Origin of the sequence: Pseudomonas sp. GM79 (genome assembly GCF_000282495.1) — a bacterium.
Taxonomy (GTDB): domain Bacteria; phylum Pseudomonadota; class Gammaproteobacteria; order Pseudomonadales; family Pseudomonadaceae; genus Aquipseudomonas.
In genome coordinates this window covers 15,441-38,225 of sequence record NZ_AKJE01000059.1, presented here as the reverse complement: position 1 = coordinate 38,225, position 22,785 = coordinate 15,441, and the positions used below count along the sequence as shown (strand labels likewise).

Sequence of the window (22,785 nt, the reverse complement as noted above, 5' to 3'; positions counted from 1 at the left end):
ACCAGTCACTGAACCAGGAGAGTTTCATGCTGCGCCTTATCGTTCCCACCGCTGCCATTCTGCTGGCGTCGTCCTTCAACGCTCAGGCTGCATCCTTGAGTGAGCAGAATCTCAACAGAGAGCTGCGAAACGTCGCCGTACAAAGCAGTGTCGGCACGCCACGGGCGATCAACGAAGACATTCTTGATCAGGGTTATACCGTCGAAGGCAATCAGCTGATCAACCACCTGAGTGTTCAGAGCAGCCACGCCGACAAGATGCGCGCCGATCCGAAAGCCGTGTACTTCCAGCTTGGCGCCTCCGTCTGCAGAAATGACGGGTTCCGCAAGCTGATGGCCAAGGGTGCGGTCATGCGTTATGACTTCACCGAAGTGAAAACCAATCGCCCGGTCGGCTCCGCAAGCTTCCAGGAATCGGATTGCCCGAAAGCCACACCGGCCAAGAAAAAGTAATCAACGGGAATTGGCGCGCCGCTGTTCATCCTCGGCGCGCAATTCTGCCAACAACGCCTGCAAGTAGCGCGAACGTCGCTCCCCGCCCTCCAGACGCCGGCAGCACTCCTCTTCGAGACTCAAATGATTGGTCTCGGCTGATAATTTCAGCAATCGATACAGTTGCGCATCGATCTCCAGAGTGACTCTGGGCATGGTTTCCCGCCTCCCTGCACGCATTGATCGTCGTTGATCACGCGAAAAATCCCTGAATTGCTTGAACGTTGCGTCCTGCCATTGACGCAAAGTTGTCGTGTCACGCCTGTAACTTAGTAAATCAGAGCGCAGGACATACGGCTTGCGTTCAGACGAGCGGTGAAAGCACCTTGCAAATCGTCAATAAGCGATTGCCAGGAAAGACTTTGCGGCGCAATGATCAAGCAGCAAAAATCGTCGCGAGGGTCTAAATTCAAAGTGTTCATGTGGTTTTTTTCAGGGCAGAAAAGGGGCTGCCCATTGCGTGTCTTATTGTGCGAACGTTTCTTTCATTCAAGGGATAAGCAGAGCCCGTATGGATGGCTCGATTGCAAACGAGTCAGGTGGAGCGCCCAGGCAAGGGCTTGGGCAGACAGCGACACAAGGGGTGTCGCGGCGCCGACGATTGTGTTGTCGGGCCAAGGGTTCTGTGCAGAAGGAGAAGTTGAATGCCTTACCAACCGAATGACCTCCTGAGCCGTCATTTTCAAGAAAGCGGCCACGACCTCACCAGCAAGGTCGAAGAACAACTCAACCTGGTTTCACCCAATAGCCCCAACATCCCGATTTACCGCGACATGATCCTGACTGTGCTGCGAATGGCCCAGGAAGATCACAACCGCTGGAATGCCAAGATCACCCTGCAAGCCTTGCGCGAACTCGAACATGCCTTCCGTGTGATGGAGCAGTTCAAAGGACGACGCAAAGTCACTGTTTTCGGCTCGGCCCGCACGCCGATAGAACACCCACTGTATGGTTTGGCCCGAGAGCTTGGCGCCGCTCTGGCGCGCTCGGACATGATGGTCATCACCGGTGCCGGTGGCGGCATCATGGCGGCGGCTCATGAAGGTGCCGGCCTGGAACACAGCCTGGGATTCAACATCACCCTGCCCTTCGAGCAACATGCCAATCCCACGGTCAATGGCACCGGGAATCTACTGCCCTTCCACTTTTTCTTTACCCGCAAACTGTTCTTCGTCAAGGAGGCCGATGCGCTGGTCCTGTGCCCAGGCGGTTTCGGTACGCTGGATGAAGCGCTGGAAGTGCTGACCCTGATCCAGACCGGCAAAAGCCCATTGGTGCCCGTGGTGCTACTGGATGCGCCGGGCGGCAAGTTCTGGCAAGGCGCGCTGGACTTCATTCATCAGCAACTGGAGGAAAATCGCTACATCCTGCCAACCGATATGAAACTCTTGAGCCTGGTCTACAGTGCCGAAGAGGCAGTGGAGCAGATCAATCAGTTCTACAGCAACTTCCACTCCAGCCGCTGGCTCAAGCATCAGTTCGTGATTCGCATGAACCACAAACTCAGCGACCGGGCGCTCGAACACATGCAGGAGGCATTCGCTGACCTGTGCCTGAGTGACCATTTCCATCAGCACGCCTACAGCGGTGAGGAGCACGACGAAGCACAGTTCAGCCATCTGGCGCGACTGGCCTTCACCTTCAACGCCCGTGATCATGGCCGCCTGCGGGATCTAGTGGACTACATCAACCTGCCGGAAAACTGGGCACAGTCCAAACCCCAGGCGCAACAACGCGCGCGTGAGCCGTCCAAGGTAACGTGAAGCAAAAAAAAACGGCCCGCTATCGAAATAGCGAGCCGTTCATTCAATCGTCCATCCCTCGGCCGCTGAACAAGCGGCTGATCATTTCCATGGAATATCCCCGATAACTCAGGAACCTGCCCTGTTTGGCACGTTCCCGGGCGTCTATCGGTAAGTGCCCGGAGAATTTTCGCCGCCAGGTGTCTTCCAGTTGTTCCTGCCAGTTGATACCGCTCTCGCGCAAGGCGAGTTCGATATCGGTACGTTGCAGGCCGCGCTGGCTCAACTCTTCGCGAATTCGCAAAGGGCCATAACCGGAACGGGCACGATAGGAAACAAAGCTCTCGAGGTAACGGGATTCGGACAACAGGCCCTCTTCCGTCAAACGGTCGAGTGCTGTGTCGATCATTTCAGGGAGGGCGCCGCGCTGACGCAGTTTACGCGTCAGCTCGACTCGACCATGCTCGCGTCGCGCGAGCAGGTCCATTGCGGTTCGCCGCACCGCGACGAGTGTATCGAGTACGGCGGTCATCGGATCAATCAGATATCAGCGTCAGCCAGGTCATCAGCCGTCTCTTTGACTGGCGATGCTTTGACGTCTGGTGCTGGAGACAGCAACTTGTCGCGCAGCTGCTTCTCAAGTTTCGCGGCGATCTCCGGGTTGTCCGCCAGGAACTTGGCCGAGTTGGCCTTGCCCTGACCGATCTTGGTGCCTTCGTAGGCATACCATGCACCGGATTTCTCGACGAAACCGTGCAGAACACCCAGGTCGATCATCTCACCGTTGAGGTAGATGCCCTTGCCGTAAAGAATCTGGAACTCGGCCTGACGGAACGGCGAAGCCACCTTGTTCTTCACAACCTTGACGCGGGTTTCGCTACCGACGACTTCATCACCTTCTTTCACCGCGCCAGTACGGCGGATGTCCAGACGAACCGAAGCGTAGAACTTCAGCGCGTTACCACCGGTAGTGGTTTCCGGGCTGCCGAACATCACGCCGATTTTCATACGGATCTGGTTGATGAAGATCACCAGGCAGTTGGCGTTCTTGATGTTACCGGTGATTTTACGCAGCGCCTGGGACATCAGACGGGCTTGCAGGCCCACGTGCATGTCGCCCATTTCGCCTTCGATTTCAGCCTTTGGCACCAGAGCGGCCACGGAGTCGACGATGATCACGTCTACCGCGTTGGAACGCACCAGCATGTCGGTGATTTCCAGGGCCTGCTCGCCGGTGTCCGGCTGGGAAACCAGCAGGTCGTCGACGTTGACGCCCAGTTTGCCGGCGTACTCAGGGTCGAGGGCGTGTTCGGCGTCGACGAATGCGCAGGTCGCGCCGGCTTTTTGAGCCTGGGCGATCACCGACAGTGTCAGGGTGGTTTTACCGGAGGATTCAGGACCGTAGATCTCAACGATACGGCCTTTTGGCAGACCGCCAATGCCGAGCGCGATGTCCAGACCCAGAGAGCCAGTGGAAATAGCCGGGATCGCCTGACGGTCCTGATCGCCCATACGCATTACGGCACCCTTGCCGAATTGACGTTCGATCTGACCCAGGGCCGCAGCCAAGGCTTTCTTCTTGTTGTCGTCCATTAAAGTCCTCACGTAATCAATAAGGCCTGACGGCCAACACCTGTATAAGTAGCCAGTATTATTCCACAGCGTTTCAGTATCGCCTACCCCTGATTTGAGATTTCTCCAGCCGCATGGCGCAGCAGCCCCTCTAGCGCGGCCTTCACCGTTTGTCGGCGGACCTCGTCACGGTTACCGGCAAAGTACTGCACCTCGCTGAACACCTGCTCACCGACGCCCCAGGCCAGCCACACCGTGCCCACGGGCTTGCTCGGCGAACCGCCATCCGGCCCGGCTACACCGCTGACCGCCACGGCAAAACGCGCCCGGCTTTTTTCCTGCGCGCCGCGGACCATGGCCTCGACCACCTCGCGACTGACCGCCCCGACGGTTGGAAACAACTCGGCCGGGACATCCAGTTGCTGGGTTTTCTGACGGTTGGAGTAGGTGACATAACCGGCCTCGAACCACGCCGAACTCCCCGGAATACGGGTGATCGCCTCGGCAATCCCGCCACCGGTACAGGATTCGGCGGTGGTGACGTGGGCATTGAGAACCTGCAAGCGTCTGCCAAGTTCAGCGGCCAGCTGAGTGATATCTTTCACGGCTCTCTCCTGATCGAGCGGAATGAGGCCTACCGTACACGAGCCGATCACGCTTGCAAGGTTCAGGATCGATCAAAATGTTAGCGAGCGAGGGCTCTGACATAGGCCTGACATGCCTGCAAGGCAATCAGTCCGCGGTCGCCTGCGTCGGTGATGGCGATAATTCGCTGAGCATGCGCCGGGGGCTCGCTACGTCGCGGCTGCCACCGTCAGCTGGTCGAGTTTCTCGGCCTGCAACCCGGCCAGTTCCGCCAGTTGCCGGCCATAACGCCAGTCCTGCAGTCGCCAGGCCAGCGCCGCCGAGCCGCCGGCCAACACAACCAGAAACACAACAACGCCAATGATGCGGTAAGACATCGGGATCAAACCGAAGGCTGGCATAACACCGCCCTCGCCCGCGCCCAGAGATGCAAGCGATTCTGCAAACCGTTCAGGCCGCCGTTGATGCGGCGGGTGATGCTGTTGAACTGGTCGCGGTCGGCCAGTTCATTGAAGCCATTTTGCTCCCAGAACCAGGCAGCCGATTCAGCGGCCCACCGGGGCTTTTCCAGAAGTCCTGGCAAAAACAGCAAACGATCATCACCGAAGAGTCCGAGACTGCACTGACGGTAATTGTCGCGACCCGTGATCTGAATCAGGCCTCGGCCATGGTATTTTTGACCGTCGCCGTCGGGCTCTGGCGTATTACCCAGGCGCACAGCCAGTACGCCAGTGTCGTACTTGCTCAAGTATTGAGCGCTGCCCAACTCACGTACGTACTGCAACTGCCCCGACTCGTGACCGATTTGCGCAAGGAACGCAGCGATGCGTTTCGGGGTGTTGATGTTGCGGTGGGTCATGGCGATGTTGAGTGCAGAAATGAAAACGCCCGCTTGGGAGCTGGCGTTGGGCATAATGATCTGTAGTTGTTGCTGCGTAACGGTCATATAGCCTCCAGAATGCCGGCGGCGACTCGATCTACAAGACTTGGGCAGTGATCACGCAGTTGGTCAATCAGTGGAATGATCTTCATAGTGTTTTCACCGGGTAATAAAAACCCGCTTGAGTGCGGGTTTGAGTGAAAGGTACTGGCCGTGGGAAACCCGCGTCCGTGCGGGTCGGATGCCGGTAGGCATCGCTGCTCGCCATTCCATTGGGCTTTGTATTCAGTGATCCTGGCGGGTATCTGGCGGCGGCACTTCGCAAACGCCAATCCGCTTGGCGGCCCAGCGCTCATAAAGCCCGATGGCCACGTCCGCCCCGGCCATCGCCGTCAGGCAGCCAAAGGCACCTGCTGCCCAGATCGACACACCGGCGGCGTACAGCAGCATGATGGCCGAGACCCCGCAGATCATGCAGGCCCCGGATCGCAAGGCCAGACGCCGCAGCAATGACCAGCCGCGAGCGCCCTCCTTGTCGGCGCGCCACATTTCACCAGACACCCCACCCACCAGGGCGAGAACGATGACCAGCCAGATCGGCATGTCCAGCAACGCTTGTTGCTCGTTTGTCATGTCACGCCTCCTGGGGGTGATTAATGAGTAATTGATGGTGTGTTTCGGTGCAGCCTTGGTGATCAGCGGTCGCCGCTCAAGCGCAGAGAAACGACTGCAAGTCCTGTTGATGGCAGGCGACCAGGGGGTTAAACAGGCTCAACGATTACATTGTCGATGAAGGCAAAGTTGGCGTACGGCTTCTGCTCGTTGGAGAAGGCCAGGGTCGTTTGAGCCGTGGTGGCGGTGAAGTCGTAAGTGATGGTGCTCCACTCGACTGTTGTACCGTTGGCGGACGGGGTGTTGAAGGTGACGGTTTGCCCCGCCACTTTCACCTGGATGACACCGTCGCCGGAGCGACCGGCGTAGCGCGAATTACCCGCGCTGAAGGTCAATCGGTACTGGGCGCCGACCGTGGTGGCAAAGTTCTGCTGAATGCCGCCGCCGTTCTCATAAACGTAGTTGGCCAGGTCGACAATCGCAACGCCATCCGCGGCGGTCGTATTGAAGTACTCGACACCAGACAGAAACGTCGTCCAACCCGTGATGAAGTTGGCTTGCTCCGTGGTATCCAGTGTGCAACTACCACCGCAACCTGGCTGTTCAAAGCTGCCGTTGACCAAAAGGTTGGCGGCAACAGCGTTGCCCTCAGCGCCAAGCAGAGCAGCGGACAGCAACAGCGGGGCAATGTATTTCTTGAAACCGTTCATGGTTCACCTATTGAGTGAATTGACTTGTTTGCGCCACTGATGCAGCGCTCATGTCGCTCACAGGCGATCGCTCGAGGCTCGCAGCCTTCACATGATTCAGCGTCCCGCATCGGGAACATTTGATCTGGAGTTCGGTGTCCTCACCCACTCGGGCGAGAAGTCTTTTGCAATATCCACATCTGCAATCTTTCAACATCTGCAATGCCTTTTGATTTCTGCCGGATCCTTCCTGTTGCTCTGGCGATGCCGAGACGAGGCTTGATGTGACTGGCGTTAGTTAGGCATTCCAAAAAGCCCGGTCGCCCAGGCTTTTCAGTAATGCGGTCCTTCGCCTTCCTTTAATCCTGTGTACAAAAAAGGAAGCTGACCTTTCGGCGCTACTGGCGCGGTACGAGTCCATTCAAATTGTTTTTCCGACCGCGGTCCCTGCCCGCCGGATAACTGCTTCTGGTGCTTTACGCTGCACACCCGGGTCAGTTGCCAACCCTCTGAACCGTTGAGGCCGGTTCATCGCTGCCTTTGTGGTGGAACTAAAGAGCTTCGTTTCGAGCCGCCTTGTTGGGCGGCTTGAGACAAAGAATATGCATGGATGCATATACAGTCAATGCACAAATGCATTTATTTATGCATTTGAAATGCACAGGCGCATGAAAGCCCCGCAAGCAAAGGCGTTGGCGGTTTTCGATAGGCGAAAAAAAACCCGCCGGGCAGCGGGTTTTATCTGACAGCGGTGAGATTAACGGGCGTACATGCCCCACCAGAAGACGTGACCGAGGATGACGATCTGCTCTTCCTGGATTTCCTGGAAGCTGTAGTCCTCGTCCGGATGCTCATCGCGGTTGAAGCTGCGCAGGCGAATCCCTGTCGGCAGGCGATAAAGCTGTTTCACCCGCAACTGGCCGTTGTGGTTGATGGCGTAGAGGTCACCGTCGACGATGTCGCCAATCCCGCATTTACCGGCATTCACCCCGACCGTGGCGCCATCGCGCAGCACCGGCAACATGCTGTTGCCGCGCACGGTCACGCATTTGGCCTGATCGAACTGCACGCCGTTGTGGCGCAAGCTGCGCTTGCCGAAGCGCAGGCTAGAGCGCTCGCTCTCTTCGATGACGAATCTTCCTGATCCAGCAGCCAATTCAACCTCGCGAAGAAAGGGGACCGACACCTCGTCGTCATCGACGGGCGTATCGTCGTCCCACAGGCTTATGTCCTTGAGTTCCGAATGCGACTCATCGCGCCCGGCGCTGGCGGCGTGCGCGACATCCGCACGGCCACGCAACTGGTCGGTGCTCACGGCGAAGTATTCGGCAATCTTCGAAATATGTTTATCCGAAGGGTCGACGATCTTCCCGCTGAGGATCCGCGAGAGAGTGGATTGAGGCACGCCGGTGCGACGGTGAAGCTCCGTGGGGGAGATCCCGTGCTGATCGAGCAGTGCTCTTAAGACGGTAGAAACGTTGCGTTTTTGCATAACGTGCATAGTGCTTGATCTTTTTTCGGAAGACAAATGCTGATTTGCATAGATCGTGCATAGACAGCAGAAATGTGCCTTGGAGCTTTCATGCCTGCGTAGGTCGGACTGCCCATGTTAACCTTGCGCCCATCGCGGAAAAGCCGGGCCGATGCCCTCCTTTTGCCCCACACCTTTCAACGAATTTGCCTATATCCGATGAATAAAGCCCTCTCCGATCTGTCCTCCCACACGCCGATGATGCAGCAGTACTGGCGCCTGAAGAACCAGCACCCTGATCAGCTGATGTTCTATCGCATGGGTGACTTCTACGAGATCTTCTATGAAGACGCGAAGAAGGCCGCCAAGTTGCTGGACATCACCCTGACGGCTCGTGGGCAATCGGCGGGTCAGGCGATTCCGATGTGTGGGATTCCTTACCACGCTGCGGAAGGTTACCTGGCGAAACTGGTGAAGCTCGGCGAGTCAGTGGTGATTTGTGAGCAGGTCGGCGACCCGGCCACCAGCAAAGGCCCGGTGGATCGTCAGGTGGTGCGGATCATTACCCCCGGCACAGTCAGCGATGAAGCACTGCTGGATGAGCGCCGGGACAACCTGATCGCAGCGGTGCTGGGCGACGAGCGTCTGTTCGGGTTGGCGGTGCTGGACATTACCAGCGGCAACTTCACCGTGCTGGAGATCAAAGGCTGGGAAAACCTGCTAGCGGAACTGGAGCGGGTCAACCCGGTAGAGCTGATGATCCCGGACGACTGGCCGAAAGACCTGCCGGCGGAAAAACGTCGTGGGGTTCGTCGCCGTGCGCCGTGGGATTTTGAACGTGACTCGGCGCTGAAAAGTCTTTGCCAGCAGTTCTCCACTCAGGACCTGAAAGGTTTCGGCTGCGAGAACCTGACCCTGGCGATCGGTGCCGCCGGTTGCCTGCTCAGCTACGCCAAGGAAACCCAGCGCACCGCCCTGCCGCATTTGCGCAGCCTGCGTCATGAACGCCTGGATGACACCGTGGTGCTGGACGGCGCGAGCCGTCGCAACCTGGAACTGGACACCAACCTGGCCGGCGGTCGCGACAACACCTTGCAATCGGTGGTCGACCGCTGCCAGACCGCCATGGGCAGCCGCTTGCTGACTCGCTGGCTGAACCGTCCACTGCGGGATTTGACCGTATTGCTGGCGCGTCAGAGTTCGATCACCTGCCTGCTCGACGGTTACCGCTTCGAAAAACTGCAACCGCAGCTCAAGGAAATCGGTGACATCGAGCGGATTCTGGCGCGGATCGGCCTGCGCAATGCCCGTCCTCGTGACTTGGCGCGTCTGCGCGATGCCCTCGGTGCACTGCCAGAGTTGCAGGTAGCGATGGCCGAGCTTGAAGCCCCGCACATCATTCAATTGGCGACGACCACCAGCACCTATCCGGAACTGGCGGCATTGCTGGACAAAGCCATTATCGATAACCCGCCCGCCGTTATCCGTGACGGCGGTGTGTTGAAAACCGGTTACGACAGCGAACTCGACGAATTGCAATCGCTCAGCGAAAACGCCGGGCAGTTCCTGATCGATCTCGAAGCGCGTGAAAAGGCCCGCACCGGTCTGTCGCACCTTAAGGTCGGCTACAACCGGATTCACGGATACTTCATCGAGTTGCCGAGCAAGCAGGCGGAGTCGGCACCCGCGGACTATATTCGCCGCCAGACCCTCAAAGGTGCCGAGCGCTTCATCACGCCGGAACTGAAGGCCTTCGAAGACAAGGCGCTGTCCGCCAAGAGTCGTGCCCTGGCTCGCGAAAAGATGCTCTACGAAGCACTGCTCGAAGACCTGATCGCTCAGTTGCCGCCCCTGCAAGACACGGCCGCAGCCTTGGCCGAGCTGGATGTGCTGAGCAACCTCGCCGAGCGCGCACTGAATCTGGACCTGAACTGCCCACGCTTCGTCAGCGAGCCGTGCATGCGCATCACCCAGGGTCGTCACCCGGTGGTCGAGCAAGTACTCACCACGCCATTCGTGGCCAATGACCTGAGCCTTGACGACAATACCCGCATGCTGGTGATCACCGGTCCGAACATGGGCGGTAAATCCACCTACATGCGTCAGACCGCATTGATCGTGCTACTGGCGCATATCGGCAGTTTCGTGCCGGCGGCCAGTTGCGAATTGTCCTTGGTCGACCGAATCTTCACCCGGATCGGTTCCAGCGATGACTTGGCGGGCGGTCGTTCGACCTTCATGGTTGAAATGAGCGAAACCGCGAACATTCTGCACAACGCCACCGAGCGCAGCCTGGTGCTGATGGACGAAGTCGGGCGCGGCACCAGCACTTTCGACGGTCTGTCCCTGGCCTGGGCCGCGGCCGAGCGTCTGGCGCAGTTGCGGACCTACACCCTGTTTGCCACCCACTATTTCGAGCTGACGGTGCTGCCGGAAGCCCAGCCACTGGTGGCCAACGTGCACCTCAATGCCACCGAACACAACGAACGCATCGTGTTCCTGCACCACGTGTTGCCTGGGCCTGCCAGCCAGAGCTATGGCCTGGCGGTTGCGCAGCTGGCCGGTGTACCGAGCGAAGTGATCGTGCGGGCTCGAGAACATCTGAGCCGACTGGAATCCACAGCGCTGCCTCATGAAGTTCCGAAGCCTGCCAAAGGCAAACCGGTCACGCCCCAGCAGAGCGACATGTTCGCCAGCCTGCCACATCCGGTGCTGGATGAACTGGCCAAACTTGATCTGGACGACATGTCACCGCGTCGTGCGCTCGAAATGCTCTATACACTAAAGACACGGATCTAACGCACTTGCCTGCAAGCTGTTAGAATCTCGCGCGGTTTGGGATGCTACAGGCCAATAGCCTGACCTGCAGACTATCGCTCCCGAACCTGGCGACCCCAACGTGAAGGGGCTCCGCTGCCGCCGCCTGAGGAGAAAATTAGAAATGACCTTCGTCGTCACCGACAACTGCATCAAGTGCAAGTACACCGACTGCGTAGAAGTCTGTCCGGTGGACTGCTTTTACGAAGGCCCGAACTTCCTGGTGATTCACCCGGATGAGTGCATCGACTGCGCCCTGTGCGAACCAGAATGCCCTGCTGTGGCCATCTTCTCCGAAGATGAAGTTCCGGAAGATATGCAGGAATTCATTCAGCTGAACGTTGAGCTGGCGGAAATCTGGCCCAACATCACCGAGAAGAAAGAATCGTTGCCCGATGCCGAAGAGTGGGATGGCGTCAAAGGCAAGATCAAAGACCTCGAACGCTGATTACCCCGTGTTCTCGAAAAGGCCCCTTGTGGGCCTTTTTGCTTTTCTGCGGGCAAAAAAAGGGGCGGTATGACCCGCCCACATTTTTTCCCTATTCCTTGTGTTCCTTTTCATCGTCCTGATGAATCGCTTCCTGCGATGTCCGTTCCCCTCTTCCTTGAAGGGCGTGTCTATCCGTCGACACAGTTCAGATACTAGAGAATTCCCCACCAAGAGCAATCGGCCTCTGTCGCTGAAATCGACTGTCACATGCCGTCAATCTAAAAAAATAACCATATAAATCAATAAGATAAATAAGAACCACAGGTTAAATAGACAACTGCCAGGGTGTAAAAATAACGAACACTTACGAAAGAGTAAGCAAAGACTTACAACACGAGACTACAAACCTGAGGTGGTGCAAAAAACAACGCACCTCTCATATTCCCGGCAACAAAAAGCCCCAAACCAGTTGGGGCTATTTGTTACCGGTTGAACGAATTGCTTATTGGAACAGCGACTCACTCGACAGGCCGTTTTTCTCGAGAATTTCCCGAAGACGCTTGAGGCCTTCAACCTGGATTTGCCTGACCCGCTCCCGGGTCAAGCCGATTTCCAGGCCTACGTCTTCAAGCGTGCTGCTCTCGTGACCTCGCAAGCCGAAGCGGCGAATGACCACCTCGCGTTGCTTGTCGGTCAGCTCCGAGAGCCACTGATCGATGCTCTGTGACAGGTCGTCGTCCTGCAACAGTTCGCATGGATCGGTCGGGCGGTCATCGGTAAGGGTGTCCAGCAGGGTTTTATCCGAATCCGGACCCAGCGAGACGTCGACCGAAGAAACCCGCTCGTTCAGGCCTAGCATGCGCTTGACCTCGCCTACCGGTTTCTCCAGCAGGTTGGCGATTTCTTCGGGTGAGGGTTCATGATCGAGCTTTTGAGTCAGCTCCCGTGCAGCCCGCAAGTACACATTAAGCTCTTTGACCACATGGATCGGCAACCGGATAGTCCGGGTCTGATTCATGATCGCGCGCTCGATGGTCTGACGAATCCACCAGGTGGCGTAGGTCGAAAAGCGGAAACCGCGTTCAGGATCGAACTTTTCTACTGCCCGGATCAGGCCGAGGTTGCCCTCTTCGATCAGGTCCAGCAGCGACAGCCCACGATTGACGTAACGACGGGCGATTTTCACCACCAGTCGCAGGTTGCTTTCAATCATGCGCTTGCGCCCGGCCGGATCGCCACTTTGCGACAAGCGCGCAAAATGAACTTCTTCCTCCGGGGAGAGCAATGGGGAAAAGCCGATTTCGTTGAGGTACAGCTGAGTGGCATCGAGTGCCCGTGTGTAGTCGATGTACTTGTGTTGCTTAAGCGAAGCGGAGTGTTTGGATTTGGCGCGAACGGAAGGTGGTGCATCCCCTTCATCATTCGACATCGAGTCCGTGGCGATGCCGGTCTCCATCAGGAGAACCTCATCGTCGATGTCAAACTCCGGCACTTCTTTACTGAGAGCCATTGTTATAGTCCTTTGGTGAGTTCGACCTCAAGCTCAAGCGGCGCCTTGATCCCTGGCAACGCTGGAGCCTGTTCCCTCTACGTGACGGAACAGGCTGGCTAACAAATCAACGACGTGGCAGGAATTGCAGCGGATCTACAGGTTTACCTTGTCGGCGAATCTCAAAATGCAGTTTCACCCGGTCTGTACCCGTTGACCCCATTTCGGCAATTGTCTGTCCGACCTTGACCTGCTGCCCCTCCCGAACCAACAGCCTGCGGTTATGTCCGTAGGCACTGACGTAGGTGTCGCTGTGTTTGATGATGACTAATTCGCCGTAGCCCCTTAAGCCACTCCCGGCGTATACCACCGTCCCATCAGACGCAGCTAAAACAGGCTGTCCCAAATCTCCGGCGATATCAATTCCTTTATTCAAACTACCGTTTGAAGAGAATTTACCAATCAGAATGCCATTAGAAGGCCACCCCCAGCCCGTCGGGGCCGGACCGGCGGGAGGCAGTGGAGCGGGTGCCGGCTTGTTGGCGACGGACGGTGCAAGCACTGTTGTAGTGGTTGTAGCGCCATTTGCCTGGCGCCGAATTACGGTGGTTTTACTCGACGACGAAGGCGAGGAACTGGACGAACTCACTACCGCCGTGGGCGTTGAACCGCTGCGACCGTCGAAGCGAATTGTCTGACCCGGATGGATCGTGTAAGGCGTAGGAATGTTGTTCCGTGCTGCGAGGGCTTTGTAGTCCCAACCGTAGCGAAAAGCGATGGAGAACAAAGTGTCCTTGGGTCGGACAACATATTGGCCGGTGGTCACGGCCGGACGCTGGGCGACCGCCTTGTTGCGATCGACGACGCTCGCACTACCTGATTTGGTGCTGGAACATCCGACCAGCAAGGTACTCAAGACAAGGCCAGTCACCAGACGCTGAAAGCTCGTTATACCCATTCGCTGCGCAATGACTGTGAGACTCACCCGCCGCTCCCTTTGTGGTGGCTGAAAATATGGATTGCCGTGCTCCGGCACGAAATGTCGCAAGTATAACGGGCCGAACAAGCTTTAACTTTAATGAAGCGGATTCGCTTCGCGCACACGTTTGCTGTCTGAAGATGAATTGCGTTTAACCAATCGATGCAGCTGTAAGACCCGGGCATTCGAAGAGAATTCAGCGCGCTGAAACAAATGCTCAGGCCAACGGCCCATTGAGTAATGGGACAAAGCGCACCGCCCCCAGAACACGTCTGGAAAAGCCCTGTTCCTCACGGATGATCAACATCAATTGTTGAACTTCACCGGAGCCGACCGGAATCACCAGTCGCCCACCCGGCGCCAACTGATCGAGCAGTGCCTGAGGCACATCGGTGGCCACGGCGGTGACGATGATGCCGTTGTAAGGCGCCAATGCCGGCCAGCCTTCCCAACCATCGCCCCAGCGAAACACCACGTTGCGCAGGTTCAGTTCCACCAGGCGCTCCTTGGCCCGGTCCTGCAGAACCTTGATGCGCTCCACGGAAAAAACCCGCTCGACCAATTGCGACAGCACTGCCGTCTGGTAACCCGAACCGGTGCCGATTTCCATTACCTTGTCCAACGGACCAGCCTCCAGCAGCAGCTCGCTCATGCGCGCCACCATATAAGGCTGGGAGATGGTCTGGTTATGCCCGATCGGCAGCGCCGTATCTTCATAGGCTCGATGAGACAACGCCTCATCGACGAACAGGTGACGCGGGGTGCGGCGGATGACTTCCAGCACCTTGGCGTTGGAGATTCCTTCTTCATAGAGGCGCTGAATCAGACGCTCACGGGTCCGTTGCGAGGTCATCCCGATACCGCGATGCAGAATATGATCTTGTTCACGAGCCATTAACGCAGACCCTCCAGCCAGCCATCGAGACTTCTGAAGGCATCATTAAAGGTGCGGTCCAGTTGCAGTGGCGTGATTGAAACATAGCCTTGCATCACCGCATGGAAATCGGTACCCGGGCCACCATCTTCAGCGTCCCCCGCCGCGGCGATCCAGTAACCGGATTTACCCCGCGGGTCGACCACTTTCATCGGTGCCGCGGCGCGGGCGCGATGGCCGAGGCGGGTCAGCTGGATACCCCGGATGTGCTCCAGCGGCAAGTTGGGAATGTTCACGTTCAGTACCGTGCGCGGTGGCAGATCAAGGTCCGCGTGAGCCTCTACCAGTTTGCGCGCAAAATAAGCGGCTGTGGGAAGGTTCTCTACTTGCCGTGAGACGAGCGAAAAGGCAAACGAAGGACGCCCAAGGAAACGCCCTTCGAGGGCCGCCGCCACAGTGCCGGAATACAGCACATCATCCCCCAGGTTGGCCCCCAGGTTGATGCCGGAAACCACCATGTCCGGCTCGAGCTCCAGCAAGCCGTTAAGGCCCAGGTGCACGCAGTCGGTGGGTGTGCCGTTAAGGCTGATAAAGCCGTTGGCCAGGGTTTGCGGGTGCAACGGACGGTCGAGCGTCAGCGAGCTGCTGGCGCCGCTTTTGTCCTGGTCCGGGGCGATAACCACGCATTCGGTGTAATCCGCCAGCGCAGCATAAAGCGCGGCGAGACCGGGTGCGGTTACCCCATCGTCGTTAGAAATCAGAATACGCATGGGCTGTCCGTCTGCCCCACCGGCACCAGATCGACGAGTTCACGCACCAATACGGTGGCGAAGCATCCGGCCGGCAGGACGAATTCCAGTTGCAGAATGTCAGGCTCGGGATAATGCCACGTCAACCCGCCAATGGGCAGCCGCAGGATGCGACGTTCGTGGCTCATTCCGGCGTTAATCAACCAATCGCGCAGATCCGCTTCGCGCGCGGCGATTGCCTGCTCCAGTTCATGGACTGCGCCTGACGTCGGCGAGTCACCTTCGCCCCACTGCGGGCCGGTCGGGTGCAGGTCGAGAATCGCCAGACGAGGATCGCTGCATTCGGCTTCACCCGCCGGGAAGAAACTGCGGCTGTCGGTGAACGCCAGCAGATCACCCACCTGCGCGCGCTGCCAGGTGCCATCGGCGACGCGCGCCGCCAACACTTGATTGAACAGAAAACTACGGGCGGTGGAGAGCAGGCGCGAACGCACATTGCGCTGCTCCGGCAGGGCCTTTCGCGCGGCCCAGGCACGGGCGTCGACGACGTTGCCGCCATCAAAGCCGAATCGCTGGGCGCCGAAATAATTGGGAATACCTTGTTTGGCGATCAGTTGCAGACGCTCTTCGATCGCCGCCTTGTCACCGGTGAACTGGGTCAAGCGCAAGGTGAAGCCGTTGGCCGAGTGGGCACCGCGTTGCAGTTTGCGTTTATGCCGACCGGTCTTGAGGATTTTCAGCGTGTCGTTTTCCGCCGCCGACAGATCAGGATCAGCCTTGCCCGGCAGTTGCACACTGAACCACTGGCGCGTCAGCGCCTGACGGTCCTTGAGGCCGGCATAGCTGACGGTGCGCAACGGCACACCCGCTGCCTTGGCGATGCGACGTGCCGCTTCTTCGGTATTCAGACCGCGCTTTTCCACCCAGATCCACAGGTGTTCGCCGTCACCACTGAGGGGGATATCAAGGACTTCGTCGACCTGGAAATCTTCTGCTGTGGCTTTCAGTACCGCGCTGCCCAGGGCTTCACCATAGGCCCGGGGGCCAAGCAATTGCGCCTCGTTCATGCGCGCAGCAACAAGGCAACGGAGTGCACGGCAATGCCTTCTTCGCGACCGACAAAGCCAAGCTTTTCGGTGGTGGTAGCTTTCACGTTCACTTGATCCAACTCAACTTGAAGATCCGCGGCAATCAGTGCGCGCATCGATTCGATATGCGGGGCCATTTTCGGGGCCTGGGCGACGATGGTGTTATCGACGTTGCCGACTTTCCAGCCCTTGGCGTGGATCAGCGCGACAACGTGACGCAACAGCACACGGCTGTCGGCGCCCTTGAATTGCGGGTCGGTGTCCGGAAAATGCTTGCCGATATCACCCAGCGCGGCAGCGCCGAGCAACGCGTCGCTCAAGGCGTGCAGCAGGACGTCGCCGTCAGAATGGGCGAGCAGCCCGAAGCCGTGTGCAATCCGCACGCCGCCCAGAGTAATGAAATCGCCTTCAGCGAAACGGTGCACATCATAGCCGTGGCCAATACGCATAAAAAAACGCCCCGATTTTTGTCAGGGCGTGATTCTACCTGCTTTGTCGGACATTAGGGTCTGTTGACGTTTGGTGGCGAGCCGCGTTGCAGTGCCAAGTTGTGCGAGGCAAGGCGCGGGATACAGCCAATGGTTGTTCCCTTGGCAAATCCCGCAACGCAGCATCGCGCAACTTGGCGCGCAACGCGGCCGTCACCGAACGTCAACAGACCCTACGCGCTTAGCGCGCGCGCATGATGTTGCAGGTGGTCGTCAATGAAGCTGGCGATGAAGAAATAACTGTGGTCGTAGCCCGGTTGCAGACGCAACGTCAACGGATGATCCGCCAGTTTGGCGGCCTGTTGCAAGGCTTCAGGCTTGAGCTGGGTGGCCAGGAAATCATCGCGATCACCCTGATCGACCAGCAGCGGCAGCTTCTCGTCAGCCTCGGCGATCAATGCACAGGCATCCCATTCGCGCCACTTCGAACGGTCTTCTCCCAAGTAACGGGAAAAGGCTTTCTGGCCCCAAGGGCAATCCATTGGATTGTTGATCGGCGAGAACGCCGACACCGACAGATAACGCCCCGGATTGCGCAACGCGCAGACCAACGCACCGTGGCCGCCCATGGAGTGACCACTGATGCCACGCTTGTCCGATGTCGGGAAATGCGCTTCGACCAATGCCGGCAATTCCTGCACGACATAATCATGCATCCGATAGTGCCGGGACCAGGGTTCCTGAGTGGCATTCAGATAAAAACCGGCACCGAGACCGAAGTCCCAGGCGCCATCCGGGTCACCCGGCACATCTGGGCCGCGTGGGCTGGTATCCGGTGCGACGATGATCAGCCCCAGCTCGGCGGCCATGCGCATGGCGCCGGCCTTTTGCATGAAGTTCTCGTCGGTGCAGGTCAGGCCGGACAACCAGTACAGCACCGGCAGCTTACCGCCCTGCTCCGCTTGCGGCGGCAGGTACACGGCAAACACCATGTCGCAACCGAGCACGTCGGAGCGGTGCCGATAGCGCTTGTGCCAGCCGCCGAAGCTTTTCTGGCAGGAGATATTTTCCAGGCTCATGACCGACCTCAGAAATGAATGACGGAACGGATGCTCTTGCCTTCATGCATCAGGTCGAACGCCTTGTTGATATCTTCCAGGCCCATCGTATGGGTGATGAAGGTATCCAGCGGAATCTCGCCGGTCTGGGCCATTTCGACATAGCTCGGCAGCTCGGTACGCCCGCGCACACCACCGAACGCCGAACCGCGCCAGACGCGACCGGTCACCAACTGGAACGGACGGGTTGAGATTTCCTGACCGGCACCGGCCACGCCGATGATCACCGACTCACCCCAACCTTTGTGGCAGCACTCAAGTGCAGCACGCATCAACTGGACGTTGCCGATACATTCGAAGGAAAAATCGACGCCGCCATCGGTCATGTCGACGATCACTTCCTGAATCGGACGATCGAAGTCTTTCGGGTTTACACAATCGGTAGCGCCCAATTGCTTGGCGATCTCGAACTTGGCCGGATTGATGTCGATGGCGATGATCCGCCCAGCCTTCGCTTTGACCGCGCCAATCACAGCCGACAGACCGATGCCGCCCAGACCGAAAATGGCGACGGTGTCACCCGGTTTGACCTTGGCGGTGTTGATTACCGCGCCGATGCCTGTGGTGACGCCACAACCCAGCAGGCACACTTTTTCCAAGGGTGCTTCTTTAGGAATTTTGGCGACGGAGATTTCCGGCAGCACGGTGTACTCGGAAAAAGTCGAGGTACCCATGTAGTGGAAAATCGTTTCGCCCTTGTAGGAAAAACGCGAAGTGCCATCCGGCATCAGGCCTTTACCCTGCGTCGCACGAATTGCCTGGCAGAGGTTGGTTTTGCCCGACAGACAGAATTTGCACTTGCCGCATTCCGGGGTGTACAGCGGGATCACATGGTCGCCAACCGCGACCGAAGTCACGCCCTCGCCGATCGCTTCGACCACCGCGCCACCTTCGTGACCCAGGATCGACGGGAAGATACCTTCCGGGTCCGCGCCCGAGAGGGTATAGGCATCGGTATGGCAAACACCGGAGGCGACGACGCGCAGCAGAACTTCCCCAGCCTTGGGCATGGCGACATCGACTTCAACGATTTCGAGGGGTTTCTTGGCCTCGAAGGCAACGGCGGCGCGCGACTTGATCATGCTGACTCTCCAGTGAATAAAAACAAGACAATGAGTGTAATGCAGCGCCTTACGATGAATAATCAGGACAAAAGCAAAACATTATTGCCACACAGGGATAATCCTGATGTCCGAAAACCGCTGGGAAGGCATTGATGAGTTCGTCGCCGTCGCTGAGTGCAGCCAATTCACTGCCGCGGCCGAACGCCTTGGGGTGTCTTCTTCTCATATCAGTCGCCAAATCGTACGGCTGGAAGAGCGCCTGCAAACCCGTTTGCTCTATCGCAGCACCCGCCGAGTCACCTTGACCGAGGCCGGGCAAACCTTTTTGCAACATTGTCAGCGTTTGCAGGACGGTCGCGAAGAAGCCTTGCGCGCTGTCGGCGACCTGACCAGCGAACCCAAGGGCATGCTGCGCATGACCTGTGCCGTGGCCTACGGCGAACGATTCATCGTGCCGCTGGTGACTCGCTTCATGGGGCTGTATCCACAACTGCGCGTCGACATCGAGCTGAGCAATCGCCCGCTCGATCTGGTGCATGAAGGGCTGGACCTGGCCATCCGCCTCGGCCGCTTGCAGGATTCCAGATTGGTCGCGACGCGCCTGGCACCACGGCGCATGTACCTGTGCGCCTCACCGTCCTACCTGGAACGGTATGGTCGCCCACACAGCTTGTCGGAATTGAGTCGCCATAACTGCCTCATCGGTAGCTCGGACATCTGGCAACTGGAACAGAACGGGCGGGAATTTTCCCAGCGAGTACAGGGAAACTGGCGCTGCAACAGTGGGCAGGCAGTGCTGGATGCCGCATTACAAGGGGTTGGGTTGTGTCAGTTACCGGATTACTACGTGCTGGAATACCTGAAAAACGGCGAATTGATCTCACTGCTGGAAGCCCACCAACCGCCGAACACCGCCGTGTGGGCGCTTTATCCGCAGCAACGGCATCTGTCGCCGAAGGTGCGCAAGTTGGTGGACTACTTGAAGGAAGGGTTGGCTGAACGGCCGGAGTATCGTGGTTAGACCTGCCAATGCATTCAGCGATAGATTCGTTGACTGGACCACCGCTTTCGCGAGCAAGCCCGCTCCCACATTGGTTCTGTGTCATACCCCAAACACGTAACCGACGGAGATCAAATGAGGGAGCGGGCTTGCTCGCGAAAGGCGCGACTCGGGCTTAGCGACGGTTAGCCCATCGCTGGCGCAACCATTCAAGGTCTTCGGGGCGAGTGACTTTGATGTTATCGGATCGCCCTTCAATCAGGCGCGGCGCCAAACCCGCCCATTCCATGGCCGAAGCTTCATCGGTGATGACAACGTCGGCCACCAGACTATCGGCCAATGCCCGATGCAATGCGCCAAGGCGAAACATCTGCGGCGTATAGGCCTGCCAGATCACGCTGCGATCCACCGTTTCCAGCACGCGCCCATGCTTGTCGACCCGCTTGAGGGTATCGCGCGCCGGCACGGCCAACAGACCGCCCACCGGATCGTCGGCCAGCTCACTGAGCAATTTATCGAGATCATCACGCGCCAGATTCGGTCGTGCAGCATCGTGCACCAACACCCAATCCTCATCGTCAGCGCCTTGGGCATGCAAATGCAGCAAGGCATTGAGTACCGACCCGGAGCGCTCGGCGCCACCTTCGACCCGCTGAATACGCGGATCGGCAGCACATGCCAGGTTCGGCCAGTAAGGATCGTCGATTGCAAGACTGACCACCAACCCCTTCAGGGCAGGATGATCAAGGAAACAGCCGAGGCTGTGTTCGAGAATAGTGCGCCCGCCCAGTTGCAAGTATTGCTTGGGACGGTCCGCGGCCATACGGGCACCGACGCCCGCGGCAGGAATCACGGCCCAGAAGGCCGGTAACGAATTAATCATTGGGCCAACTGGTAAAGGGTTTCACCGTCCTTGACCATGCCCAACTCATGACGAGCCCGTTCTTCAACGGTCTCCATGCCCTTTTTCAATTCGCTGACTTCGGCGTCCATCACCCGATTGCGCTCCAGCAACGCCTCGTTCTCGGCGTGTTGATCCGCAATCTGCTGCTTCAGCTCGGCCACTTGCGCCAGACTGCCATTACCCACCCACAGGCGGTACTGCAGGCCGGCCAGCAGCAAGAGCAAGACGAGAAACAACCAATTGGGACTGCGCATCGAATATCAGGTATCCAGTGAAAAAAAACAGCCATGCCAAAACTTTGAAGCTTCTGATAGCACGAAGCCTGGAAGAACCAGGCTTGTGCTCTTAAGGCATCAGATTAGTGGCAAATCCATCGCTGCTGCGATTTTTCCGACACAATCCGGTGTCTTTTTATCGTTTATCACTCAGCCGCGAAACTCGCTACGACCGTTGTACTTGGCTTTGCCATTCAACTGCTCTTCGATACGCAGCAATTGGTTGTACTTGGAAACACGGTCGGAACGGCACAGGGAGCCGGTCTTGATCTGGCCAGCCGCAGTGCCCACAGCCAGGTCGGCAATGGTCGAATCTTCGGTTTCGCCGGAGCGGTGCGAGATGACGGCGGTGTAACCAGCGGCCTTGGCCATCTGGATCGCTTCCAGGGTTTCGGTCAGAGTGCCGATCTGGTTGAACTTGATCAGGATCGAGTTGGCGATCTTTTTGTCGATGCCTTCTTTCAGGATCTTGGTGTTGGTTACGAACAGGTCGTCGCCCACCAGCTGAGTCTTCTCGCCGATTTTGTCGGTGAGGATTTTCCAGCCCGCCCAGTCGGACTCGTCCAGACCGTCTTCGATGGAGATGATCGGGTAACGCTCGGTCAGACCTTTCAGGTAATCAGCGAAACCTTCAGCGGTGAACACCTGGCCTTCGCCGGACAGGTTGTACTTGCCGTCTTCGTAGAATTCGCTGGCTGCGCAGTCCAGAGCCAGGGTCACGTCGGTGCCCAGCTTGTAACCGGCGTTGGCCACGGCTTCGGAGATCACTTTCAAAGCGTCTTCGTTGGAGGCCAGGTTCGGTGCGAAACCACCTTCATCACCAACGGCAGTGCTCAGACCACGAGCCTTCAGTACAGCTTTGAGGTGATGGAAAATCTCGGTGCCCATGCGCAGACCTTCCGAGAAAGACTTGGCGCCGACTGGCTGAACCATGAATTCCTGGATGTCGACGTTGTTATCGGCGTGCTCGCCACCGTTGATGATGTTCATCATCGGAACCGGCATCGAGTAAACACCCGGGGTGCCGTTCAGGTTAGCGATGTGAGCGTACAGCGGCAGGTCCTGGTCCTGTGCTGCTGCCTTGGCCGCGGCCAGGGAAACGGCGAGGATCGCGTTGGCGCCCAGGGTCGCTTTGTTTTCGGTGCCGTCCAGCTTGATCATCGCGTGATCCAGCGCTTTCTGGTCGCTTGGGTCGGTACCCAGCAACAGGTCGCGGATCGGACCGTTGATGTTGGCGACGGCTTTCAGAACGCCTTTGCCCAAGTAACGGCTCTTGTCGCCATCACGCAGCTCGAGTGCTTCACGCGAGCCAGTGGAAGCACCGGATGGCGCGCAAGCGCTGCCGATGATGCCGTTATCGAGAAGCACATCTGCTTCCACAGTGGGATTGCCACGGGAGTCGAGAACTTCACGACCTTTGATGTCGACGATTTTTGCCATTGTTGTGAACACTCCAAAGTTGACGAAAACGACGCAGCTGAAGGAAATCTTTATCGTCGGCAAGTGACAGACAGGGGGCAGGCTTGCG

The 22,785-nt window shown here is 58.0% G+C and carries 25 protein-coding genes and 1 pseudogene; 5 read left to right on the top strand and 21 right to left on the bottom strand.

What is annotated here, in order from left to right; all coding sequences use genetic code 11:
• Window positions 1–26 precede the first annotated feature (26 nt).
• Window positions 27–452, top strand: a complete 426-nt coding sequence (locus PMI36_RS12605; RefSeq protein ID WP_008072709.1) for a PA3611 family quorum-sensing-regulated virulence factor — start codon at window positions 27–29, stop codon at window positions 450–452.
• On the opposite strand, the gene PMI36_RS12610 is transcribed toward PMI36_RS12605, so the two are convergent.
• On the bottom strand, window positions 453–647 hold the full coding sequence (locus PMI36_RS12610) for a hypothetical protein (protein WP_007907277.1): 195 nt from the start codon (window positions 645–647) through the stop codon (window positions 453–455).
• Window positions 648–1,135: 488 nt separating this feature from the next.
• On the opposite strand from PMI36_RS12610, the gene PMI36_RS12615 reads away from it, so the two are divergent.
• Window positions 1,136–2,254 (top strand): TIGR00730 family Rossman fold protein, encoded by a 1,119-nt coding sequence (locus tag PMI36_RS12615; protein WP_008072706.1) that lies wholly within the window; start codon window positions 1,136–1,138, stop codon window positions 2,252–2,254.
• Window positions 2,255–2,297: 43 nt separating this feature from the next.
• On the opposite strand, the gene recX is transcribed toward PMI36_RS12615, so the two are convergent.
• From recX to PMI36_RS12650, 9 genes and pseudogenes are all read right to left on the bottom strand, one after another.
• Window positions 2,298–2,765 carry a recombination regulator RecX gene (recX, locus tag PMI36_RS12620; protein ID WP_008010154.1) on the bottom strand — a complete coding sequence of 156 codons (468 nt, stop codon included), beginning with the start codon at window positions 2,763–2,765 and terminating at the stop codon, window positions 2,298–2,300.
• 8 nt (window positions 2,766–2,773) lie between these two features.
• Entirely contained in the window at window positions 2,774–3,826 is a 1,053-nt protein-coding gene (recA, locus tag PMI36_RS12625) for a recombinase RecA (RefSeq protein ID WP_008072704.1), read from the bottom strand.
• Between the two features lie 83 nt (window positions 3,827–3,909).
• A complete protein-coding gene (locus tag PMI36_RS12630) occupies window positions 3,910–4,410 on the bottom strand; it encodes a CinA family protein (RefSeq protein ID WP_008072702.1) in 501 nt (166 codons plus the stop codon).
• Between the two features lie 80 nt (window positions 4,411–4,490).
• Window positions 4,491–4,791 (bottom strand): annotated as a pseudogene (locus PMI36_RS30735) (hypothetical protein).
• Entirely contained in the window at window positions 4,773–5,336 is a 564-nt protein-coding gene (locus tag PMI36_RS12635) for a glycoside hydrolase family 19 protein (protein WP_008072698.1), read from the bottom strand. The pseudogene PMI36_RS30735 and the gene PMI36_RS12635 overlap by 19 nt, the downstream one beginning before the upstream one ends.
• A gap of 219 nt (window positions 5,337–5,555) precedes the next feature.
• Complete coding sequence (locus PMI36_RS12640) at window positions 5,556–5,903, bottom strand: phage holin family protein (protein ID WP_008072696.1); 348 nt, start codon at window positions 5,901–5,903, stop codon at window positions 5,556–5,558.
• A gap of 128 nt (window positions 5,904–6,031) precedes the next feature.
• Window positions 6,032–6,592: a DUF642 domain-containing protein gene (locus PMI36_RS12645; protein ID WP_008072694.1), complete on the bottom strand. Its 561-nt coding sequence runs from the start codon at window positions 6,590–6,592 to the stop codon at window positions 6,032–6,034.
• A gap of 7 nt (window positions 6,593–6,599) precedes the next feature.
• Window positions 6,600–6,788: a Com family DNA-binding transcriptional regulator gene (locus tag PMI36_RS30730; protein WP_081499284.1), complete on the bottom strand. Its 189-nt coding sequence runs from the start codon at window positions 6,786–6,788 to the stop codon at window positions 6,600–6,602.
• Between the two features lie 540 nt (window positions 6,789–7,328).
• Entirely contained in the window at window positions 7,329–8,063 is a 735-nt protein-coding gene (locus tag PMI36_RS12650; RefSeq protein ID WP_008072692.1) for an XRE family transcriptional regulator, read from the bottom strand.
• Window positions 8,064–8,261: 198 nt separating this feature from the next.
• Here PMI36_RS12650 and mutS point away from each other — a divergent pair, with 198 nt between their 5' ends.
• A complete protein-coding gene (mutS, locus tag PMI36_RS12655) occupies window positions 8,262–10,841 on the top strand; it encodes a DNA mismatch repair protein MutS (protein ID WP_032830503.1) in 2,580 nt (859 codons plus the stop codon).
• Between the two features lie 142 nt (window positions 10,842–10,983).
• On the top strand, window positions 10,984–11,307 hold the full coding sequence (fdxA, locus tag PMI36_RS12660) for a ferredoxin FdxA (RefSeq protein WP_003222178.1): 324 nt from the start codon (window positions 10,984–10,986) through the stop codon (window positions 11,305–11,307).
• Window positions 11,308–11,791: 484 nt separating this feature from the next.
• On the opposite strand, the gene rpoS is transcribed toward fdxA, so the two are convergent.
• From rpoS to PMI36_RS12700, 8 genes are all read right to left on the bottom strand, one after another.
• Complete coding sequence (gene rpoS / locus PMI36_RS12665; RefSeq protein WP_008072688.1) at window positions 11,792–12,799, bottom strand: RNA polymerase sigma factor RpoS; 1,008 nt, start codon at window positions 12,797–12,799, stop codon at window positions 11,792–11,794.
• A 106-nt stretch (window positions 12,800–12,905) separates the two neighbouring features.
• A complete protein-coding gene (locus PMI36_RS30725) occupies window positions 12,906–13,763 on the bottom strand; it encodes a peptidoglycan DD-metalloendopeptidase family protein (protein ID WP_008072686.1) in 858 nt (285 codons plus the stop codon).
• Between the two features lie 211 nt (window positions 13,764–13,974).
• Window positions 13,975–14,610 (bottom strand): protein-L-isoaspartate(D-aspartate) O-methyltransferase, encoded by a 636-nt coding sequence (locus PMI36_RS12675; protein WP_173667553.1) that lies wholly within the window; start codon window positions 14,608–14,610, stop codon window positions 13,975–13,977.
• A 41-nt stretch (window positions 14,611–14,651) separates the two neighbouring features.
• Entirely contained in the window at window positions 14,652–15,401 is a 750-nt protein-coding gene (gene surE, locus PMI36_RS12680) for a 5'/3'-nucleotidase SurE (RefSeq protein WP_007907194.1), read from the bottom strand.
• A complete protein-coding gene (gene truD / locus PMI36_RS12685; RefSeq protein WP_008072681.1) occupies window positions 15,389–16,447 on the bottom strand; it encodes a tRNA pseudouridine(13) synthase TruD in 1,059 nt (352 codons plus the stop codon). The genes surE and truD overlap by 13 nt, the downstream gene beginning before the upstream one ends.
• The gene (gene ispF / locus PMI36_RS12690; RefSeq protein WP_007907189.1) at window positions 16,444–16,917 is read right to left on the bottom strand and encodes a 2-C-methyl-D-erythritol 2,4-cyclodiphosphate synthase; all 474 of its coding nucleotides are present in this window, start codon (window positions 16,915–16,917) and stop codon (window positions 16,444–16,446) included. Before ispF ends, truD begins: the two co-directional genes overlap by 4 nt.
• A gap of 212 nt (window positions 16,918–17,129) precedes the next feature.
• Window positions 17,130–17,975: an S-formylglutathione hydrolase gene (fghA, locus tag PMI36_RS12695; protein WP_008072679.1), complete on the bottom strand. Its 846-nt coding sequence runs from the start codon at window positions 17,973–17,975 to the stop codon at window positions 17,130–17,132.
• 8 nt (window positions 17,976–17,983) lie between these two features.
• On the bottom strand, window positions 17,984–19,096 hold the full coding sequence (locus PMI36_RS12700; protein WP_007907184.1) for an S-(hydroxymethyl)glutathione dehydrogenase/class III alcohol dehydrogenase: 1,113 nt from the start codon (window positions 19,094–19,096) through the stop codon (window positions 17,984–17,986).
• Between the two features lie 106 nt (window positions 19,097–19,202).
• Here PMI36_RS12700 and PMI36_RS12705 point away from each other — a divergent pair, with 106 nt between their 5' ends.
• The gene (locus PMI36_RS12705) at window positions 19,203–20,099 is read left to right on the top strand and encodes a LysR substrate-binding domain-containing protein (RefSeq protein WP_008072678.1); all 897 of its coding nucleotides are present in this window, start codon (window positions 19,203–19,205) and stop codon (window positions 20,097–20,099) included.
• A 154-nt stretch (window positions 20,100–20,253) separates the two neighbouring features.
• Here PMI36_RS12705 and ispD read toward each other — a convergent pair whose 3' ends face one another.
• From ispD to eno, 3 genes are all read right to left on the bottom strand, one after another.
• Window positions 20,254–20,961 carry a 2-C-methyl-D-erythritol 4-phosphate cytidylyltransferase gene (gene ispD / locus PMI36_RS12710; RefSeq protein WP_008072677.1) on the bottom strand — a complete coding sequence of 236 codons (708 nt, stop codon included), beginning with the start codon at window positions 20,959–20,961 and terminating at the stop codon, window positions 20,254–20,256.
• Window positions 20,958–21,236, bottom strand: coding sequence for a cell division protein FtsB (gene ftsB / locus PMI36_RS12715; RefSeq protein ID WP_007907178.1), 279 nt, complete (start codon window positions 21,234–21,236; stop codon window positions 20,958–20,960). The genes ispD and ftsB overlap by 4 nt, the downstream gene beginning before the upstream one ends.
• Window positions 21,237–21,407: 171 nt before the next feature.
• Window positions 21,408–22,697, bottom strand: a complete 1,290-nt coding sequence (gene eno, locus PMI36_RS12720) for a phosphopyruvate hydratase (protein WP_008072676.1) — start codon at window positions 22,695–22,697, stop codon at window positions 21,408–21,410.
• Window positions 22,698–22,785: the final 88 nt, after the last annotated feature.

Coding starts and splice junctions, on each gene's coding strand:
- PMI36_RS12705 (WP_008072678.1), top strand. CDS start 19,203: ATGTCCGAAAACCGCTGGGAAGGCATTGATGAGTTCGTCGCCGTCGCT.
- PMI36_RS12675 (WP_173667553.1), bottom strand. CDS start 14,610: ATGACCTCGCAACGGACCCGTGAGCGTCTGATTCAGCGCCTCTATGAA.
- rpoS (WP_008072688.1), bottom strand. CDS start 12,799: ATGGCTCTCAGTAAAGAAGTGCCGGAGTTTGACATCGACGATGAGGTT.
- ispF (WP_007907189.1), bottom strand. CDS start 16,917: ATGCGTATTGGCCACGGCTATGATGTGCACCGTTTCGCTGAAGGCGAT.
- PMI36_RS12605 (WP_008072709.1), top strand. CDS start 27: ATGCTGCGCCTTATCGTTCCCACCGCTGCCATTCTGCTGGCGTCGTCC.
- truD (WP_008072681.1), bottom strand. CDS start 16,447: ATGAACGAGGCGCAATTGCTTGGCCCCCGGGCCTATGGTGAAGCCCTG.
- recA (WP_008072704.1), bottom strand. CDS start 3,826: ATGGACGACAACAAGAAGAAAGCCTTGGCTGCGGCCCTGGGTCAGATC.
- PMI36_RS12700 (WP_007907184.1), bottom strand. CDS start 19,096: ATGATCAAGTCGCGCGCCGCCGTTGCCTTCGAGGCCAAGAAACCCCTC.
- surE (WP_007907194.1), bottom strand. CDS start 15,401: ATGCGTATTCTGATTTCTAACGACGATGGGGTAACCGCACCCGGTCTC.
- PMI36_RS12645 (WP_008072694.1), bottom strand. CDS start 6,592: ATGAACGGTTTCAAGAAATACATTGCCCCGCTGTTGCTGTCCGCTGCT.
- eno (WP_008072676.1), bottom strand. CDS start 22,697: ATGGCAAAAATCGTCGACATCAAAGGTCGTGAAGTTCTCGACTCCCGT.
- recX (WP_008010154.1), bottom strand. CDS start 2,765: ATGACCGCCGTACTCGATACACTCGTCGCGGTGCGGCGAACCGCAATG.
- PMI36_RS30730 (WP_081499284.1), bottom strand. CDS start 6,788: ATGTTGAAAGATTGCAGATGTGGATATTGCAAAAGACTTCTCGCCCGA.
- PMI36_RS12635 (WP_008072698.1), bottom strand. CDS start 5,336: ATGACCGTTACGCAGCAACAACTACAGATCATTATGCCCAACGCCAGC.
- mutS (WP_032830503.1), top strand. CDS start 8,262: ATGAATAAAGCCCTCTCCGATCTGTCCTCCCACACGCCGATGATGCAG.
- fghA (WP_008072679.1), bottom strand. CDS start 17,975: ATGAGCCTGGAAAATATCTCCTGCCAGAAAAGCTTCGGCGGCTGGCAC.
- PMI36_RS12650 (WP_008072692.1), bottom strand. CDS start 8,063: ATGCAAAAACGCAACGTTTCTACCGTCTTAAGAGCACTGCTCGATCAG.
- PMI36_RS12610 (WP_007907277.1), bottom strand. CDS start 647: ATGCCCAGAGTCACTCTGGAGATCGATGCGCAACTGTATCGATTGCTG.
- ftsB (WP_007907178.1), bottom strand. CDS start 21,236: ATGCGCAGTCCCAATTGGTTGTTTCTCGTCTTGCTCTTGCTGCTGGCC.
- fdxA (WP_003222178.1), top strand. CDS start 10,984: ATGACCTTCGTCGTCACCGACAACTGCATCAAGTGCAAGTACACCGAC.
- PMI36_RS12640 (WP_008072696.1), bottom strand. CDS start 5,903: ATGACAAACGAGCAACAAGCGTTGCTGGACATGCCGATCTGGCTGGTC.
- ispD (WP_008072677.1), bottom strand. CDS start 20,961: ATGATTAATTCGTTACCGGCCTTCTGGGCCGTGATTCCTGCCGCGGGC.
- PMI36_RS12615 (WP_008072706.1), top strand. CDS start 1,136: ATGCCTTACCAACCGAATGACCTCCTGAGCCGTCATTTTCAAGAAAGC.